The following is a 19,108-nucleotide window of genomic DNA, read 5'->3' on the forward strand; positions in this document are numbered from 1 at the left end:
GTTAAATACCGGATAAGGAGTGGTTTTTTGAAGCCTTCAACTAACCGTATGCTAACCCGTATTAAAGCCGTCTACATGTTTATTCATGAAAAGGGAACTGTCTCTACACAGCAGTTGGTCGATGAATTTGGGATTACACCCCGAACCGTCCAGCGTGATTTAAATGTGCTGGCATTTAATGACCTGGTTCAAAGTCCTACGAAAGGTAAGTGGACTACTACGCAGAAAAAAGTTAGGTTGACTTCATAAGACTACATATACAATGTATGACACCATAATAAAGCCCCATTCCTTTTTTATATGGAATGGGGCTCTTCGTTATTTATCTTCGCTGCAGTAGTTCCAATTCTTCATCTGTCAGCTCACGGTACTCCCCAAGCTCCAGATCTTCATCTAGCTTCAGTTCTCCCATGCTCAAACGCTTCAGGTAGATAACCGTTTTTCCAACTGCCTGGAACATCCTTTTCACTTGATGGAACTTTCCTTCAACGATGGTAATCTCTATTTGTGATTCCGAACCAGCATCAAGTATTTTCAGTTCAGCAGGCAAAGTTTCATAGCCATCATCTAAGGTGACTCCTTGTTTGAACGCTTCAATATCCTCTACTGTCACCTCTCCATCAATTTTTGCATAATAAGTTTTCGGTACATGTTTTTTGGGAGACAACAACTGGTGTGCAAGCTGCCCGTCATTTGTCAGAATAAGTAGACCTTCTGTATCTTTATCCAAGCGTCCAACCGGGAATGGTTCGAACATCTTATCCTCTTCTTGCAAAATATCTACTACGGTTTCTTGTCGGTAATCTTCCGTTGCAGATAATAGTCCAGGTGGCTTGTGCATCATCAAGTAAATGAACTCACGGTATTCCACGATATCATCATGGACAGTTACCTCCTGCACCTCCGGATCCACATGCACCTTCGCATCCTTTACCACATTTCCATCCACTTTTACCACACCAGTTTTTAAAAGCTTCTTTACTTCTTTTCGCGTTCCAAACCCGCTGTTGGCAAGCATTTTATCCAATCTCATATTTCGTGCCGCTCCTTTCATAGGGAAAGAGGCCCCCTTTGACTCGAGACCTCTATCCTCTTTGTTGTCTATTTAAAAATGAAAAACGATTTCCAAAAAGGTACATTAATAGATTACTTCTGTAGCTCAGGAAGAAGTAGATGCCGGCTCCCACTAGACCGCTGACAGCCACTACGATGATAGCTTGAAGTCGGCCTTCGCTGTAAGGGACAAAGCCTTCCAATAGTTGAAGGACAATTAAGACTGCAGCAATCATGATGACGTTGAAGATGGTCATAAGAAAACCACGTCTTATTACCATGGAGTAATCAAATTCAGTAAACTTCTTAATAGCCCATAGATTTATCACAACACTGGCTGTATAGCCAATTGCCGTTGCAATGATAGATCCTTCCGCACCCATCAACAGAATAAGCGGATAATTGAGGACCAGTTTCAATAGCAATCCAATCGCAAGTCCTACAACCGTATATTTCTGTCTGTTTATACCTTGCAATACGGAGGCAGTGACTGTGAAAATTGCCAATGGTATTGCTGTGGGAGCATACCAAGTTAATAGTTGCCCACCTAATTCATCATTGGAAAAGAATGCTGCATATGCTGGCCCTCCGAGAAGGGATAACCCTATACAAGCCGGGACAGTCAAATAGAGTAAAATCTGCAAAGTCACACTAAGTTGTTTTTGCAAACTTTGTTGCTGACCATTAGTAAACGATTTTGTTATTGCAGGAAGGAGACTCAGTGCAAAAGCAGTCGCAAGAGTAATTGGAATCATAATCAACTTCTGACCATAGTTGTTGATAATACCAAATGCGGTGTCTGCGTAGATTGCAGTGAATCCTGCTAACACCATTGCATCGTTAAAAGAAAATGTATCTATTAATTGATAAAGGGGCATGGCCAATCCCACGAAAACGAATGGCATCGCATAGGAAACCAATTCCTTATACATATCTTTATAAGAAAGATCCACTGTCTCTGGGTCTTTTTCCAGCATGGCATCCAAATTCTTTTTCCGACTAAACCAATACCAAACTAATACGACAAGACCTCCAATGGCCCCGATAAAGGCAGCAAATGTTGCAAAGCCAATCGCAACTGTCATATTCCCATTTAAAACTTCCAGTATGAAATATAGACTTCCCAATAGGAAAACAATTCTTACTAGCTGTTCCACGACTTGAGAAATTGCCGTTGGGCCCATGGATTCATACCCTTGAAAAAACCCACGAATCAAACTCATAATAGGAACCACCAGCAAAGCCACGCTTACCATTCTGACGACAAATGTAATATCTTCATAAGTATGTTTACCTTCTTTTATGATCATAGGAGAAAGATATGGTGCCAACAGAAACAGCGCCAAAAATGATATCACTCCTGTAATACTCATGACCATAATACCGGAACGGAAAAGCTTTCTCCCAACACTATACTCACCCAAAGCATTATACTTTGCGACAAACTTGGAGACTGCCAATGGAACCCCAAGTGTAGCGATACTTAAGAAGACAGAATATAACACATAAGCATATGAATAAAGAGCTCCACCTTCATTACCAACCATGGCATGAAACGGGAAAATATAAACTAAACCTAGAATTCGTGACAGCATCGTTCCCACTGTCAAAATTAAGGTACCTCTCAATATATTAGATGTCGACATAAAATCCCTACCTACTATTTGTAACTTTTTGTCTAACCTTTGTATTTTAGCACACTTCATATTGCAGAAGCACTATTTTACCATCCCGCCAGTAAACTTCTAGAGAGTGAAATCTTTGGAAAAGATAGATATGGCGTATCGTCTTTCAAGTTCTCCAGGTCCTCTTTTGTCACAACTACAGTGAATTCGTCATACGCCTCCTTATCTAGTAAGAGAACTCCCGCTTCTTTTTGACTAAAAATAAGTCCGAATTCTTCTTGATTATTTAGTCGGATGCAAAGGACATAGGCATTCATTTCTTTTTCAAAGAGCCATGTATACGAGAATTTATGTATTTTTGTGTTCATTTTTAATGGAAGCGTCGGGACAGAAAGCAGCAGGACCGGGGTTTCATTTTCCTCTGTCCAACCACCGTCATATGGAATATGAGCTTCTGAAAGATTTGGTGAATATGTCATGGGATACCCCTTTTCTTTGATTTTTAATCTATTTAAAAATCATACGGAATGTTGCTCTTTTTGTCCAACAAGAGAATAGAGGGTATAATAAGCAACATGTAAGCAAAAAATAGTTGGTTGGTGAAAAAATGAAATACGATGTGATTATCATAGGCGGCGGTCCATCAGGGCTTATGGCCTCCATCGCTGCAGCAGAACAAAAAGCAAGAGTATTACTGATTGATAAAGGAAATAAACTTGGGCGGAAACTTGCCATTTCAGGAGGCGGTCGCTGTAATGTGACGAACAGGCTTCCTGTGGATGAAATCATCAAACATATCCCTGGTAACGGGAGATTCCTATATAGCGCATTTTCGGAGTTTAATAATGAAGATATCATCAAATTTTTTGAAAAGCTTGGGATACAACTCAAAGAAGAAGATCACGGCCGGATGTTTCCTGTTTCAGATAAAGCGCAAAGTGTGGTTGACGCGTTGTTGAACAGGATGAAGGATTTGCGCGTGGACATTCGAACCAATACTTCTGTGGAAACAGTGGAATATGATGAGGAACGTACGCGTGGTGTGTTGTTAAAAACGGGAGAATTTTTGGAATGCTCATGTGTAGTCATCGCTGTTGGTGGAAAATCAGTACCGCACACAGGTTCCACTGGTGATGGATATCCTTGGGCAAGGAAAGCTGGGCATACCATTACAGATTTATTCCCAACTGAGGTTCCGTTAAATTCACAAGAAAAATTCATACGCGAGAAAAGATTGCAAGGACTGTCCCTGCGCGATGTAGCTTTAAGTGTCTTAAATCCTAAAGGGAAAGTGGTAAAAACACATCAAATGGATATGATTTTCACTCACTTTGGGGTATCCGGTCCTGCTGTATTACGCTGCAGCCAATATGTTGTGAAGACGATGAAGAAATTCGGTGTAGATCGAGTAACGATGAATTTGGATGTCATGCCTTCATTGAATGAAGAACAAGTATTTCAACAGCTTAACAACGCTTTGAAGGACGAACCAAAAAAAGCCATCAAGAATGTTCTTAAAGGGCTTGTACCTGAGCGTTATTTATTGTTTTTGTTAGAAGTTTGTGGAATTGATGAACAGGAGATTGGCGCGACCTTGGCTCACGAAAAAATAAGGGAACTTGCGAAAATGTGCAAACAGTTCCGTTTTGAAGTATCCGGCACCCTTTCCATTGAAAAGGCATTTGTTACCGGAGGCGGCGTTTCGGTGAAAGAAGTTCATCCGAAAGAGATGTCTTCCAAAATGAAAGACGGATTATATTTTTGTGGAGAAGTGCTAGATATCCATGGATATACTGGTGGTTATAACATCACCTCGGCCTTGGTGACAGGAAGACTTGCAGGCCTGAACGCCGGGAAAAAGGCGGCAAGCCTACGTCGTTACTAGCAATACGAAAGACATAACAAATGCTAGTCCTACTCCATACATGCCAAACTCATTGATAAATGATTTACTTTCTTCTTGAAGTACCTCGTTTTGAGTGTGGTGGTTCATAGTGAATACATCCTTTCAGTTTTTATGTTTTGGTTGTTGATTATATGACCTGTTACTAATTAGACGAGTAGTGTTACAAAAATGTTTCAATTATTTATGAATTATTTTAGATATTTATCAATACCCACAAAAAAGAACCTGATAAACATCTTTCTGGGAAGTTTTCAGGTTCTAAATATTACCATTGCAGAGAAGCAATAGATCTGTTCATCTTCGTCGTTGATACACCCGACTTGATACTTAATGTCTATCACATCCCTGTCAGACAACCCCTTAAGAAAATCATTAACCGCATCCTCGAGGTCCCGCTCATGCTCCTCATCAAACACCCTAATCTGCACCAACCCCGACACCCTCCTTCAAGCATGGTTTATATAGCTTGTATTCTATTACTATGTATAGGAGGAATGTTTGGGTTTTATACTTTTGTTTGGGGGAAATGGAGAAAAATGAGAAAAAAACCCTTTGGGGGTCAGACCCCCAAAGGGTTTTTGCACTTTACGTCGAATATAATAGAGTTAGATAATTTTATTGATTTGAAGGGGTAATGTACGTGAAAGAAGTTTGGATTTCAGAAGATGGAGATTTTAGTGAAATAGAGGATGATGGGTTTTATCGTTTTTATCTTTACAGGTTTGAAGATGTGGATTATCAGGAAGAAAATAAACAGTTGCTTTTAGATTTTATTGGGAAGCTTAATATTTTCCCTTTAAATGTATTGATTGAAGGTTATGATGAGGAAGAAGAAATGCGGCAGATTTTTGACGGCTTATCTTTCCCCTATTCGGTTGACTATTTTACCGATAAGCGAATGTATTCCACGGGAGGGAAAAACTTTACCTTCCATCCCCCATTTTTTCAAATCAAAGCCTCCTCCCTTAAAGAGTTGCAATCAATTTTGAAAGAAACCTACCATTTAGCAACCCAAAATCAATTTTACGGTATATCGTTAAAAAATAATGTTCATCTTACATCTCGAAATGGATACTCTTTTCCTAAGCTAAGTAAAAACAAAGACATTGCCGCGTTGAAGGTGGGCCATGACGGGCAAGGGTTCTATTTTTATTCCAACATGCCTTCTCTTCAAGATATGGAACAAGTGATTTCCATGCTCCCAGAAGGATATGTCGTAACACAAATAAATGATAGGGTGATTGAAAAGTAAAAGGAGCTTCGCTGTTAATAAGCGAGGCTCCTTTTATGTTTAGAATCCAAGCAATTGCATGCATCCAATGTATATAGCAATTGCTGCGATAATCAATGAAATTTTGTTGAATTTGAAGAATGAGATAGGTGGCCTTTCCTCACGAAGATCCCCCACCACTTCCTTTATATAATCCTTATCGGCGAAATTTTGGAACTCCACCTCTAAACCACTTGTTTCAAGATCCTTCCACTTGATTTTGATAGTTTGATTAGAATCATCTAAATAATACATCGTGACATAGTTACTGCTGATATAATCATCATTTGCTTTGACATCTTTTTTATAAGAATATCTTTTGTCGTCCAGGTTTCTTTCTAAGATATCCATGACAGTCTGGGGTTCATATTTCTTGATATGTATCTCGTCTTTTTTTCTTTGCATGATCATCATGATAAATGGCACAAGGATGGGACTCAGGGCGATATAAAGAGAGTTAATATCCCAATAATTTTCATTAGAAGTCGTGTACACCAAGAGGCCAAACGTTATGAGCCCTGTTATTAGTATTCCTTGAAATCTATTACCAGTAGAGATCTTTTAAACTCCTTTTTGATGGAAGTTTGTAATTGCATTTATGAAGAGTATTGCACCTATCACAAGAAGAAAAAGTGGAAAAATATTTTGGTCGATGAAGTCCATGGTTAATGTGGCCTCCTTTCTGATTGATGGTCTATATATCACTATACGACTGGGATTGGGAATGGTTTCAAGTTTTTGTTAGGAGTGGGGTGAGGTTGTAGGTGCGGGATTTGGTTCCTCCTATAAATTCAATATTGAGGTTTTTCAGCAAACTGATAATGGTCAATCTATTTTCTAATCCTAAATAAATCTTTAACTCTTTCATAGTGATGAACGGACTTATTAAAAGGGCATAATCCTTTAATGCTACTATATGTTCACTATCTGATCTTTCTAGACAATTGGGGCACTCCCATGTACCGTAAATTCTTTTCATAATTTTATAGGGATTACAACTGGCACATAATACACCTTTTATTATATCTGAAGGCAAAATTCCATATTGAGCAATGGGGGATGAGTTATCTGGTGAATGATCTTTAAGTAATTGTTTTATTAGCTTTTTTATTAATTTCTTTTCCAGAGGCTGCGAGGAATAACGTTTTAGTAGCGCACTAGCTTTAGCAGCGAGTGCGGGGCTTTTTATTACATATCTATCCACCTCGCTAGGAGAGGAAAGGACTTTCGTAATAACTTTAGGATTAGTTAGTATTGCTAGCTTTTCACAGGGAAGTTCAGGAAACTGTTTGGTTCTTAGCCATGATTCTAATTTGGAGCATTGATTAGAAGCTTGCAATATAGGATCTGGATATACTTTAAGCGGACTCTCGTCAACTTCTTGTAAAAGTTGATAGTTTTTCGGATCAAAGTAGAGAGTTCCTTTAAAAAATTTAACTTCTAATACTAAAATGAAATTCGAATATAAGATGAGGGTATCCATTTGAAAGAAGGTGTTCCTAAATGGAAGTCTTAGTCCGTGGAAAATGTAGTAGGGATGCTCTGTTTCTGGAAGAAGTTTTAAGTAATAGTCTAAAGTTTGTTCACCGAAGATTCCTGCTTCTTTCCTACCTAATTCGTTGAGGAAATCTTGAAATTTTTCATGATTCGGGGGAACTCGCCTCTTCATTGCTCTTAAAATATGCACTCTCATGGGGACACATCTTGGTTTTTTTATCAAAAAATCACCTCTTTTTTCAAGGATAAGAGTATTCTTTGACATCTTTCTACAGATTTCCTTCTTTTCTGAAAAAAATCTTTTAGGAAGTTACCTCTTTTTATTAAATGAAGAGGAATTCCCCTTTACAGAATATGCATTCTTGATAATTTGAAGCGTTTTTTTGACTATTTGGAAGGATTATTCGTATAATTGGAGGGGTTTTTTGACTATTTCAGCTCGTTTTTTGACTAATTCCTCTTATAAACTTTAAATTCGCTTCGCCACGAGAAGTAACTCACTCCTTAGGGCTCTATTACTATAAGCGCCTCCTGTTACCTACTTCTGAAAAGTTCCAAGATCCAAACCTAACCCCCTATTACCTACTTTTGAAAAAAGCAAAAATCCAGACCAGTAACCCTCAATTACCTACTTCTAGAAAAAACCAAAAATCCAGACCAGTAACCCTCAATTACCTACTTCTAAAAAAACAAAAACCACCAACCAGCGGCCCATTACTCGCCCACTAGTCAGTGGTCACTTTCAGATTATTCTACGTCGCCTTCCCACTCTAGCATGCCGCCGACCATGTTGCGGACTTTGTAGCCTTGGTCTTGCAGGTAGTGGCAGACGTTTTCGCTGCGGCGTCCGGAGCGGCAGATCACGATATATTCTTTGTTTTTGTCGAGCTTGTCCAGGTTTTCTGGGATATCGCCCATGCGGATGTGTTCTGCTTGTTTGATTTTGCCCATTTCGATTTCTTCGTCTTCGCGGACGTCGACTAGATGAAGTTCTTCGCCTGCGTCAAGCTTCTTTTTCAGCTCATCAGTGGTAATTGTTTGGATCTCTGACATGTGTGAAAACCTCGATTCTATGTAGTGTAATGCTAATTACCTCTATTTTAACAAAAAGAAAACAAGACTGCCAATTCGGACGATGGCAGCCTTGCATTCGCATGCTAATTTTTCGTTCTACACTTAGTTCGCAACGATATTCACAAGTTTTCCTGGAACAGCAATGACTTTGCGGACTGTCTTGCCTTCGATGCTTTCTTTTACCGTGTCATCGGCAAGAGCGATTTCTTCCATTTTTTCACGGGTTGCGTCGGATGGAACGTAAAGTTTCGCTTTAAGCTTCCCGTTTACTTGGACCACGATTTCGATTTCATCTTCTACTAGTTTGGATTCATCGAATGTCGGCCATGCCTCATAAGTGATAGTGCCTTCGTTGCCAAGCTTTTCCCATAGTTCTTCTGCAATATGTGGGCAGACTGGGGAAAGCATTTTTACAAAGCCTTCGACGTAATCTTTCGCAATAGTGTCTGCTTTGTACGCTTCATTGATGAAGACCATCATTTGCGAGATAGCCGTGTTGAATCGTAGGCCTTCGTAGTCTTCTGTTACTTTTTTCACAGTAGCATGATACGTTTTCTCTAATGTGTCTTCTTCTGTCACTTCGACAACTTTGGCACTTAATTTGCCGTTTTCTTCAACAAACAATCTCCACACACGGTCAAGGAAGCGGCGTGATCCGTCTAGTCCGTTGGTGGACCATGCGATGGATGCTTCAAGTGGTCCCATGAACATTTCGTATAGACGAAGGGTGTCGGCACCGTGGGATTCCACGATGTGATCAGGGTTTACGACATTCCCTTTGGATTTACTCATCTTTTCGTTATTTTCGCCTAGGATCATTCCTTGGTTGAATAACTTTTGGAATGGCTCTTTTGTTGGAACCACACCGATATCATATAAGAATTTGTGCCAGAAGCGAGCGTATAGCAAGTGAAGTACTGCATGCTCTGCTCCACCGATGTAGATGTCTACCGGCAACCATTCTTTTAGTTTTTCAGGGTCAGCTAATTTCTCACTGTTTTTCGGGTCGATATAGCGCAGGTAGTACCAGCAGCTTCCGCCCCATTGCGGCATTGTGTTTGTTTCACGGCGACCTTTTTTGCCTGTTTCAGGGTCTACAACATTTACCCAATCCTCTATGGCAGCAAGCGGGGATTCGCCTGTACCGGAAGGACGGATTTCTGACGTTTTTGGTAATACAAGTGGAAGCTGGTCTTCCGGTACCGCTGTAGTTGTGCCATCTTCCCAATGGATGATTGGAATCGGCTCGCCCCAATAGCGCTGGCGGCTGAACAACCAGTCACGAAGGCGGTAGGATACTTTCTTTTCGCCTTTTTCGTTAGCAGCTAACCAATCGATCATGTTAGAGATTGCTTCCTCTTTGCCAAGACCGTTCAAGAAGTCGGAGTTAACGTGCTCGCCGTCACCTGTGTAGGCTTCTTTCGTAACATCGCCACCTGCCACTACTTCTACGATTGGTAGCTCAAATTTCGTTGCGAATTCCCAGTCGCGCTCATCATGTGCAGGTACTGCCATGATTGCGCCAGTACCATAGCTCATCAGCACATAATCTGCAATCCAGATTGGCAATTTCTCGCCATTAGCTGGATTCACTGCGAATGCACCAGTGAACTCACCGGATTTTTCTTTGGAAAGCTCGGTACGTTCAAGGTCGCTCTTGCTTTGAACTTTTGTGATATAAGCTTCTACTGCGTCACGTTGCTCATCAGTTGTGATTTTTTTCACTAAAGGATGCTCAGGAGCAAGCACTGCATAAGTTGCACCGAAAAGTGTGTCTGGACGTGTTGTGAAAACGGTGAAGTTCTCATTCGTACCGTCGATGCTGAAATGTACATTGGCACCTTCTGAACGTCCGATCCAGTTGCGTTGCATGTCTTTTAAGCTTTCCGGCCAATCCAATTCATTTAAGTCTTCCAATAGACGATCTGCGTATTCTGTAATTCTAAGGATCCATTGTCGCATTGGACGGCGTTCTACCGGGTGTCCGCCACGCTCGGATTTTCCGTCAATTACTTCTTCGTTAGCTAAAACTGTACCTAGTGCAGGGCACCAGTTTACAGGTACTTCATCCACATATGCCAAGCCTTTTTCGTAAAGCTTCAAGAAGATCCATTGTGTCCACTTATAGTACTCAGGATCCGTTGTGTTTACTTCGCGATCCCAGTCATAGGAGAATCCTAGGGACTTAATTTGTCTGCGGAATGTGTTGATGTTTTGTTCCGTGAATTCTGCTGGGTCGTTTCCTGTGTCCAAAGCATATTGCTCTGCAGGTAGACCGAATGCATCCCACCCCATTGGATGAAGGACGTTTTGTCCTTGCATACGTTTCATGCGGGAAAGGATATCTGTTGCTGTGTATCCTTCTGGGTGACCTACGTGTAGGCCTGCTCCAGATGGATAAGGGAACATGTCTAGTGCATAGAATTTTTCTTTCCCTTTTTCTTCTTGCGTTTTAAATGTTTTGTTTTCTTCCCAATACTTTTGCCATTTTTGTTCCATGGACTGATGTTGAAATGACATCTTTTCTTCCTCCTGTTAACTCAAATAAATACAAAAAACCCCTCATCCCAATAAAGGGACGAGAGGTTTGAATATACTTAACCTACCGCGGTACCACCCAGATTATTATCATAGAAAAATGATAATCACTCGAATCCTTAACGCGGATGATACGGCGAAATATTACTGCCTTCCATTTAGAAGGGTTCACACTTGCTACTCCAAGGCGAGTTCATGTCCGATCGTTTGTTGACTTCCACCACCCGTCAACTCTCTATGCTCGTTTCGTCCACTACTAATCCTTTTCAACGTAAAAGTTTTAGTTGTTAGTTTGTATTGTAATGAATTTAGTTAAAAACTGCAAGGGGTATTTTCACTAATATTCATTATGGACGTTTTTCTAAATTGTATACTGCAGCCTGCTTTTATTGCACCGTATAGCCGCCGTCAATCACGACTGCCTGACCGGTAACGCCCCCAGCAGCGTCACTGCTTAAGAACATTGCATAATCTGCTATTTCTTTTACATCTAACAATCTCCGCTGTGGAACCAATGGGTAAATGACTTCTTCGAGCACTCTTTCCAAAGGGACCTTTCTGGTTTCTGCAAGATCCTTCAACTGGCCTCGGACAAGCGGTGTATCGACATAGCCAGGACACAGTGCATTGACAGTGATTCCATCTGCTGCTCCCTCTAGGGCAGAAACCTTTGTCAGACCAATCACGCCGTGTTTCGCACTGTTATATGCCGCTTTCCCTGCAAATCCAACCAAGCCATTAATGGAAGCCATATTCAATATCCTTCCGAACCCTTGAGCTTTCATAACTGGAAATGCATGCTTCGTCGCGACAAATGGTGCCACGAGCATCACGCGAGTTAGGAGCTCAAACTTTTCAGTCGGGAAGTCTTCCAACATAGAAACATATTGCAGTCCCGCATTATTAATCAATACATCCAATCGTCCGAATTCAGAAACCGTTGCATCAATCGCGGATTTAAGATCTTCTTCAGACGTTACATCACAACGCAATCCTCTAGCTGTCAATCCAAGACGGTTTAATCCTTCTCCCGCCTCCACAACATTCTCTTCATGCAAATCTGTCAGCACGACCTTTGCACCAGCTTCGGCAAATTGTTTTCCTATTTCGTATCCTATTCCTTGAGCTGCTCCCGTGATGAGTACTACTTTATCTTTAACCACTGCTCTAAACTCCTTTCAGGAAAAAAATATTAGATTCCTAGTCCCATAGAGAACAATGCAATCGCAATAGCCAATCCAATCAATGGGACGATGACAGTCAAAGCTGCGACAGGTCCATATGCTGCCTGATGCGTCTCCCCACAGATTGCACGGACGGTTGTTACAACATAACCGTTATGTGGCAAGGAATCGAGGGCACCAGAAGAAATCGCAACTGTACGATGAAGTGCCTCTGGATTGACGCCCATGTCCATATAATGTGGGGCAATTAATGGCAAGGCAATTACCTGGCCACCAGAAGCCGATCCCGTCATACCTGCAATCACGCTGACTGCAATTGCTGCACCTATTAACGGGCTGCCCGGAATGTTGGTCATTGCCTCAACGACTGTGCCAAATGCAGGTACCGCTTTGGCGACGCCGCCAAAACCTACTACTGCAGCCGTGTTACCAATAGCAATTAAAGCACCCATTGTTCCCTCTGAGATTGCATTCCAAAAATTCTTAAAGTATTTTCTGCCAAGTACATAAGTCGTGATGATACCGCCTAGTAAAGCGATGATTAGTGCAGATTGCTTCAAATCATCATGGAAAATGAAAGAAATAATTAAAACTACTGCTAATGGAATAAAACTCAATAATGGATTTGGAAGTGGCCTATTTCCATCAATAGTAGGGTCAGTATCTCTAGAAACAAACGTCTCTCCTCGACCAACCGCTTTGGAAATCATTCGTTTCAACCACCAATATCCGAAAATCATCATGAACACCGCAACAAGCACACTTACTTCCCATCCTGCATATGGGGTTGTATCCAAATACGGAATTGGAATCCAGTTCTGGATTTCCGGAGAACCTGCAGAAGTCATCGTAAATGTTACAGAACCAAAAGCAAGTGCGGCAGGGATGAATCGACGCGGCAAGTTAGCCTGTTTGAACAAGCTGATTGCCATTGGATAAACGGAGAAAGCAACAACGAACAAGCTTACTCCTCCGTAAGTTAAAATGGCACAAGCTGCAACAATAGCCAGAACAGCAAATTTCATGCCCAGCTTATCCACAACCAATCTGGAAACGGAATCTGCCGCTCCGCTATCCTCCATTACTTTTCCGAAAATGGCACCAAGCAAGAACATTAGATACCAGGCAGTCACAAAGGACGAGAAGCCGCCCATATAACTACTGACAAAGTTTACTTCCCCTTCAGCTACCAGTTGAGGAAATAACGGCATTCCACTTAAAAGAGCGACAAATAATGCTGACAGAGGACCTACTACAAGAAGGTTCATCCCTCTCATCGTTAAAAAAATTAATAATGCCAAACCACCGATAAGACCAATCATGCTCCACATTTTTCTTTCCCCCTTTTTCTTCTTTTGGTAAACGCTTACAAAATAACGTAAACTATTTACCTATTATTTTTCTTTCCGTATTTATCAATGCAAGAAGCATGCCAACTAAATAGTTTAATTGTTTCAATATTTCGAACAAAAAGTTTTTCCGGAAATCTGGACAAAAACAGACGAACTGCAATAAAACAAAGGAGTCCAGATATCTGGAACATTTTCCGGATATCCGGACTCCTAAATCAAAAATTTTGATGGTTATTTTATCCCATATTTCTTTAATTTTTCATAGAGGCTTGATTTACTAATACCAAGTTGTTTCGCTGTTATCAACTTGTCATACTGAAACTTTTCTAACGTTTGAAGAATAGCCTGTCTCTCCGCATCCTCTAACGTTTCTTTTAACGGTTTAGAGCCAATTGGAATAGAATATGAATCTCTTAAGTAATCCGGAAGTGCTTCCGATGTCAGTTTTTCACCTGTTGATAAATGTACAGCAGCTTGAATGACATTTTCAAGTTCCCTTATATTCCCTGGCCACCGATAACGCAACAATGCATCAAGGGCTTCCTCAGTAACAGATGTCACTCTTCTACCTGTCCGTTTACAAATTTTCTGTATAAAATGCTCAACAAGTAACGGAATATCTTCCGTTCTCTCACTTAGTGAAGGAATCTGAAAAGGTATCACATGAATGCGATAATAAAGATCCTCTCGGAACCGTTTTTCTTCCATCATCTTTTCTAGTGGTCGGTTAGTAGCTGCAATCACACGCACATTCACTTGTATCGGCTTTACAGCACCAACCGGTTCCACTTCTCCTTCTTGCAAGGCACGCAATAGCTTAATTTGCATTGGCAGGGACATATCCCCGATCTCATCCAGAAACAGCGTACCACCATCTGCAAGCATAAATTTCCCTTTTTTCCCGCCTTTTTTTGCTCCTGTAAAGGCTCCTTCTTCGTATCCAAACAATTCGGATTCCAAAAGATGCTCTGGGATGGCCGCACAATTCAGTTTGATAAAAGGCATTTGACTTCGATTGCTTAGCTGATGGATGCTATGCGCAAACAGTTCTTTTCCAGTTCCGCTTTCTCCCCTAATGAGGATGGATACGTCACTTGCGGCAATCTGCTTTACCTTCTCTTTTAACAATTTGATAAGTTTGGAGTTCCCGATAATATCCTCCAGTGTGTACTTCACACCTGTTTGTTGCTCGTACTCATGTAGGTAGTTTCGAATTCTCCCCAGCATGCTTTTCACATGACTGTTCATCTTGTCCCATTCACTAGTGTCCCTGAAAATTACCGTCCCGTATGCACCAATTACTTCTCCGTTCTTATTAAAAATAGGCACACGATTGGCTATCATGTAGTTTCCTCTTATATATTGAAGATCGGCAAGCTCTTCCTTTCCCGTCTTGACCACTTCATGCATCCGGGTGTTTTCTATGACTTCCGTTACGTGTTGGCCTATAACTTCTTTATTGTCTACCCCGATAAAATCACAATAACTATCATTCATGTAGATGATTTTGCCTTCATGATTGACCACCACGATCCATTCAAAAGCGTTGGCAATTATGGTATCCATCATTTCATCTGTAAGTAAGCTTTCTTTTACTCCCATCTATACCCCTCCTGCTTATCTGAAATAAATATATCACAAAAATCAGATAGGAATGCGAGCGATTTCATAAATACTACATAGCCGATGAAACGAAAGTACTTCATCGACTTTAATTTATGTTGGTTATGATTAGCAATTACATACCATGACCACATTACCGTCGGGATCTTTAATGTTAAACCAGGCTGTATCTTCTACCCTCTCTATCTCCCGGGTTACTTCAATGCCTTTTGATTGGATATATTGATAAGCTTCATCAATGTCGGGCGCATAAAAATTGAACAGAGGTGCACTGCTAGGCACATGCTTAAATCCGGGATCAAAGGTGTGATCATCTAATGTCAATGAACTACTTCCTACTAAGGGGATGTTGTACACAGGAGATTGTACCAAATCTGGGTTGAGGTCCAACCCCAGTAAATCAGAGTACCACTTAGCGGATTTTTTCAGATTAGATACGTGAATAAAAACACCATTCATTTGATTTTTTATTGGCAATGTTTTTTGCATGTTTCTTCTCCCTCCTTTTTATGTTCACTTGTTTACTATTCGGTACTGTATGGAAAATCCCTTTGAAAACCTGGAATCAAAAAAGCCAATCCCACTCATCAATGAGCAGGATTGGCATGTATTATTTTCTTACACCATCACTTTGCAGATATCATTTGTAAACTCAACAGGATCTTCAAGTGGCAAGCCTTCGATCAACAACGCTTGGCTGTACAATAGGTTAGTGTACAACGCAAGTTTTTCACGATCACCCTCATGCGCATTTTTCAACGCAGTAAACACTTCATGATTCGTGTTTATTTCCAGTACCTTATTAGCCTTGATATTTTGGTTATCCGGCATCGCACTTAGGATTTTTTCCATCTCTATGGTTACTTCTCCTTCCGTTGAAAGGCAGACTGGATGTGTTTTTAAACGTTTAGATACCTTAACCGCTGAAACTTTATCCGCAAGGATCTCCTTCATCGCTTCAAACATTTCTTTGTTTGCTTCTTGCTCGGATTCCGTTTGCTTGTCATCTTCTTCAAATTCAATGCCAAGATCCCCGCTTGATACGTTTTTAAACTCTTTCTCTTTGTAATTCATCAGCATCTTGATAGCGAACTCATCGATGTCCTCTGTGAAGTAAAGGATTTCATACCCTTTGTCAGATACTAACTCTGTTTGCGGCAGCTTTTCAATTCTTTCTTTGGACTCACCCGTTGCATAGTAAATGTACTTTTGGTCCTCTTTCATGCGGGAAATATACTCATCCAAAGTCACAAGCTTTTTCTCTGTGGAAGAATAGAACATCAGTAAGTCTTGCAACTGCTCTTTGTTAGCGCCATATTCTGCATAAACTCCATACTTCAATTGACGACCGAATGCCTCAAAGAATTTCTCATATTTCTCGCGCTCGTCCTTCATCATGGTAAGCAAAGCACTCTTGATTTTCTTTGCCAAGTTCTTCGCGATGAATTTCAGTTGACGATCTTGCTGCAGCATTTCTCGAGAGATGTTAAGGGACAGGTCCTCAGAATCCACCAACCCTTTCACAAAACTGAAATGGTCAGGAAGTAAGTCAGCACACTTGTTCATAATTAGTACACCGCTTGAATATAGCTCCAACCCTTTTTCGAATTCCTTAGAATAGTAATCAAATGGGATGCTCTCTGGAACATACAGAATAGAGTTATAGCGGATGGTACCATCTACACTTATATGAAGATGCTTTAAAGGCTTGTCGAAACCATAGTGTTTTTCATGATAGAATTTCTCATAATCTTCATCAGTCAGTTCTGTTTTATTTTTACGCCAGATCGGCACCATGCTGTTGATGGTCTGCTCTTCTGTCACTTCTTCTAATTCCTCTTCATTGTCCGCTTTCGGTTTGGAAGTTGTTACATCCATCTTGATTGGGTAGCGGATGAAGTCCGAATATTTTTTGATGATGGACTTTAATCTGAACTCTTCTAAGTACTCATCATAACTTTCATCTTCTGTGTTTTCTTTTATTTTCAGAACGATTTCCGTACCGACTGAGTCTTTTTCAGCAGGCTCGATTGTGTATCCATCTGCACCTTCTGATTCCCATCTGTACGCCTCATCGCTTCCGAGCGCTCTACTTGTCACCGTCACTACATCCGCAACCATGAATGCCGCATAGAAGCCGACACCAAATTGTCCGATGATGTCGTGTCCGTCTTTGATTTCATTTTCTTTTTTAAATGCCAAGGAACCACTTTTTGCAATAACACCAAGGTTTGCTTCCAGTTCCTCTTTTGTCATCCCAATACCTGTATCCACAATGGTTAAGGTTCTATTTTCTTTATTTGGGATAACTTTTACAAAATAGTTGTCTTTTTCAAAAGTAAGAGAATCATCTGTCAAGGCGCGATAATAAATTTTATCCATCGCATCACTTGCATTAGATATAAGCTCTCTTAGAAAAACTTCACGTTGGGAGTAGATGGAGTTGATCATCATTTCTAGCAGTCGTTTGGATTCAGCTTGGAATTCTTTTTTTGTCATGTTCTGATTTCTCCTTCCAATTATGTATAATTATATTTTAGCACTCTCAGATCACGAGTGCTAATACTCTATAAAATAATTATCATATTTGGATATTTTATGTCAATAGAAATGGACAAAAAAACGGTGCGATTCGATTATCGAAATCACACCGTTTAGTTGCTAGGTTAGGATGCACTTTTTGACAGCTCAGGAACTTGTGTTGCTGCTACTTTTAATTTCCGATCATAAATGGACGTGGTAAAAATGGCTACCAACATAAAGGCCATCAGCACTCCAAACAGCATACCCATGCCGGAAAGGTCCACCAATACTCCACCCATGAAAGGTCCAAGCATTCGTCCTCCTGTCGCAGTTGAGTTCACAATTCCTTGATAGAATCCTTCGCGCCCCTTTGGAGCAAGCTGATTCGCAACAGTTGGAACGGCCGGCCAGACAAACATTTCTCCAATAGTAATAATGATCATGGCTGCGACGAAGGCCGTGTATTGTTCTGCAACTCCAACGACTGCAAAAGAAATAATGAAGATAACCAAACCGACGATGATTTGGGTTTTTAGCGTTTTTGTATATTTTTTTACAATCCACGAGATGATAGGTTGCGCCAACACAATCATTGCCCCGTTGATCGTCCACAAAATGCTGTACTGTTTAAGCGATATGCCAAGAGATTGAGTATGTGTAGCAATGGTCGTCTGCCACTGTACATAGCCCATCCAGCAAAGCAAATATCCGATACATACCGTTAACAACGCGTAAAGTTTAGTATGATCTTTAATTCTGCGCTTTTGATCCAATACCGAAGTCTGGCTGGTAGGGTTTGCTTGGATTTTTCGATAACCGAATAATGCTATAGTGAAAAAGACCGCATATGTGACCGTATTCGCTAAGAATATGTAGTCAAAGCGGATATCTGCAACAAGTCCACCTAATGCCGCTCCAATTGCCACTCCGAGGTTTTGCGACACATACATGGCATTAAATGCTTTGCGTCCTCCCTCTTTCCAGACAGAACCAGCCATTGCGTACATGGATGGAAAAACAATACCGGAACCGAAACCAATGATGGTGAGGTACACCACATAAAAAGTCCACGAGTGATTGATGGTCATCCCAATCAATGCTGTGATGGTGATGGAAATACCCAACAGTATCGAGCGGTAGCCCCCAATTTTATCAAAGAGGATTCCCCCAATCAGGTTACCAATGACACTTGCTCCAGCATTGACCATCAGAACAAGCCCCGCTACAGACAGGGATTTTCCAAGTATGTCATGAATGTATATTGTATTTAACGGCCATAAAAAAGAAGCCCCTGTTACGTTTATTGCCATTCCAATAACTAATAACCAAAGGGCTCTGGGCATTTTCCGCATCACTGCATGCCCTCCTTCAACCAATTATTTCGAAATCCAAAATAATTGTAATCCGTTTTGAAGGGAGTTTCAATATAAAAATCTTGAAATTTGAAAGTGTATGTATTCTGA

At 40.8% G+C, this 19,108-nt stretch carries 18 protein-coding genes and 1 other annotated feature; of the genes, 3 read left to right on the plus strand and 15 right to left on the minus strand.

Annotated elements, in window-relative coordinates; all coding sequences use genetic code 11:
* Positions 1–27: 27 nt before the first annotated feature.
* Positions 28–249, plus strand: coding sequence for a DeoR family transcriptional regulator (locus tag HF078_RS18640; RefSeq protein ID WP_010195377.1), 222 nt, complete (start codon positions 28–30; stop codon positions 247–249).
* A 73-nt stretch (positions 250–322) separates the two neighbouring features.
* On the opposite strand, the gene HF078_RS18645 is transcribed toward HF078_RS18640, so the two are convergent.
* From HF078_RS18645 to HF078_RS18655, 3 genes are all read right to left on the minus strand, one after another.
* Complete coding sequence (locus HF078_RS18645; RefSeq protein ID WP_169292536.1) at positions 323–1,033, minus strand: pseudouridine synthase; 711 nt, start codon at positions 1,031–1,033, stop codon at positions 323–325.
* A gap of 52 nt (positions 1,034–1,085) precedes the next feature.
* Entirely contained in the window at positions 1,086–2,699 is a 1,614-nt protein-coding gene (locus HF078_RS18650; RefSeq protein ID WP_169292498.1) for a putative polysaccharide biosynthesis protein, read from the minus strand.
* Between the two features lie 77 nt (positions 2,700–2,776).
* Positions 2,777–3,157 carry a hypothetical protein gene (locus HF078_RS18655; RefSeq protein ID WP_169292499.1) on the minus strand — a complete coding sequence of 127 codons (381 nt, stop codon included), beginning with the start codon at positions 3,155–3,157 and terminating at the stop codon, positions 2,777–2,779.
* A 128-nt stretch (positions 3,158–3,285) separates the two neighbouring features.
* On the opposite strand from HF078_RS18655, the gene HF078_RS18660 reads away from it, so the two are divergent.
* Positions 3,286–4,563, plus strand: a complete 1,278-nt coding sequence (locus HF078_RS18660; protein ID WP_169292500.1) for a BaiN/RdsA family NAD(P)/FAD-dependent oxidoreductase — start codon at positions 3,286–3,288, stop codon at positions 4,561–4,563.
* Here HF078_RS18660 and HF078_RS21120 read toward each other — a convergent pair.
* Together HF078_RS21120 and HF078_RS18665 are read right to left on the minus strand one after the other, a co-directional pair.
* The gene (locus HF078_RS21120; RefSeq protein WP_262372513.1) at positions 4,549–4,671 is read right to left on the minus strand and encodes a hypothetical protein; all 123 of its coding nucleotides are present in this window, start codon (positions 4,669–4,671) and stop codon (positions 4,549–4,551) included. The genes HF078_RS18660 and HF078_RS21120 overlap by 15 nt on opposite strands.
* A gap of 164 nt (positions 4,672–4,835) precedes the next feature.
* Positions 4,836–5,015: a sporulation protein Cse60 gene (locus HF078_RS18665; protein ID WP_060664705.1), complete on the minus strand. Its 180-nt coding sequence runs from the start codon at positions 5,013–5,015 to the stop codon at positions 4,836–4,838.
* 209 nt (positions 5,016–5,224) lie between these two features.
* Here HF078_RS18665 and HF078_RS18670 point away from each other — a divergent pair, with 209 nt between their 5' ends.
* On the plus strand, positions 5,225–5,836 hold the full coding sequence (locus HF078_RS18670) for a hypothetical protein (RefSeq protein WP_169292501.1): 612 nt from the start codon (positions 5,225–5,227) through the stop codon (positions 5,834–5,836).
* Positions 5,837–5,875: 39 nt separating this feature from the next.
* Here the strand turns inward: HF078_RS18670 and HF078_RS18675 are convergent, their stop codons facing one another.
* From HF078_RS18675 to HF078_RS18720, 10 genes are all read right to left on the minus strand, one after another.
* Positions 5,876–6,268, minus strand: coding sequence for a hypothetical protein (locus HF078_RS18675; RefSeq protein WP_169292502.1), 393 nt, complete (start codon positions 6,266–6,268; stop codon positions 5,876–5,878).
* A 316-nt stretch (positions 6,269–6,584) separates the two neighbouring features.
* Positions 6,585–7,574 (minus strand): nuclease-related domain-containing protein, encoded by a 990-nt coding sequence (locus tag HF078_RS18680; RefSeq protein ID WP_169292503.1) that lies wholly within the window; start codon positions 7,572–7,574, stop codon positions 6,585–6,587.
* Between the two features lie 524 nt (positions 7,575–8,098).
* Complete coding sequence (locus HF078_RS18685; RefSeq protein ID WP_169292504.1) at positions 8,099–8,404, minus strand: rhodanese-like domain-containing protein; 306 nt, start codon at positions 8,402–8,404, stop codon at positions 8,099–8,101.
* A gap of 123 nt (positions 8,405–8,527) precedes the next feature.
* Positions 8,528–10,945 carry a leucine--tRNA ligase gene (gene leuS / locus HF078_RS18690; RefSeq protein ID WP_169292505.1) on the minus strand — a complete coding sequence of 806 codons (2,418 nt, stop codon included), beginning with the start codon at positions 10,943–10,945 and terminating at the stop codon, positions 8,528–8,530.
* Between the two features lie 51 nt (positions 10,946–10,996).
* Positions 10,997–11,242 (minus strand) — a binding site (T-box leader).
* Positions 11,243–11,349: 107 nt separating this feature from the next.
* Positions 11,350–12,126 carry a 3-hydroxybutyrate dehydrogenase gene (locus tag HF078_RS18695; RefSeq protein WP_169292506.1) on the minus strand — a complete coding sequence of 259 codons (777 nt, stop codon included), beginning with the start codon at positions 12,124–12,126 and terminating at the stop codon, positions 11,350–11,352.
* A gap of 29 nt (positions 12,127–12,155) precedes the next feature.
* The gene (locus HF078_RS18700; RefSeq protein ID WP_169292507.1) at positions 12,156–13,478 is read right to left on the minus strand and encodes a GntP family permease; all 1,323 of its coding nucleotides are present in this window, start codon (positions 13,476–13,478) and stop codon (positions 12,156–12,158) included.
* 252 nt (positions 13,479–13,730) lie between these two features.
* Complete coding sequence (locus tag HF078_RS18705; RefSeq protein ID WP_169292508.1) at positions 13,731–15,101, minus strand: sigma-54 interaction domain-containing protein; 1,371 nt, start codon at positions 15,099–15,101, stop codon at positions 13,731–13,733.
* 129 nt (positions 15,102–15,230) lie between these two features.
* Positions 15,231–15,611 (minus strand): VOC family protein, encoded by a 381-nt coding sequence (locus HF078_RS18710; RefSeq protein WP_169292509.1) that lies wholly within the window; start codon positions 15,609–15,611, stop codon positions 15,231–15,233.
* A gap of 129 nt (positions 15,612–15,740) precedes the next feature.
* Positions 15,741–17,621, minus strand: a complete 1,881-nt coding sequence (gene htpG, locus HF078_RS18715; RefSeq protein ID WP_169292510.1) for a molecular chaperone HtpG — start codon at positions 17,619–17,621, stop codon at positions 15,741–15,743.
* Between the two features lie 167 nt (positions 17,622–17,788).
* Positions 17,789–18,988 (minus strand): MDR family MFS transporter, encoded by a 1,200-nt coding sequence (locus HF078_RS18720; protein ID WP_169292537.1) that lies wholly within the window; start codon positions 18,986–18,988, stop codon positions 17,789–17,791.
* Positions 18,989–19,108 lie beyond the last annotated feature (120 nt).

It is taken from the genome of Bacillus sp. RO2 (assembly GCF_012911845.1).
Lineage (GTDB): Bacteria > Bacillota > Bacilli > Bacillales > Bacillaceae_I > Sutcliffiella_A.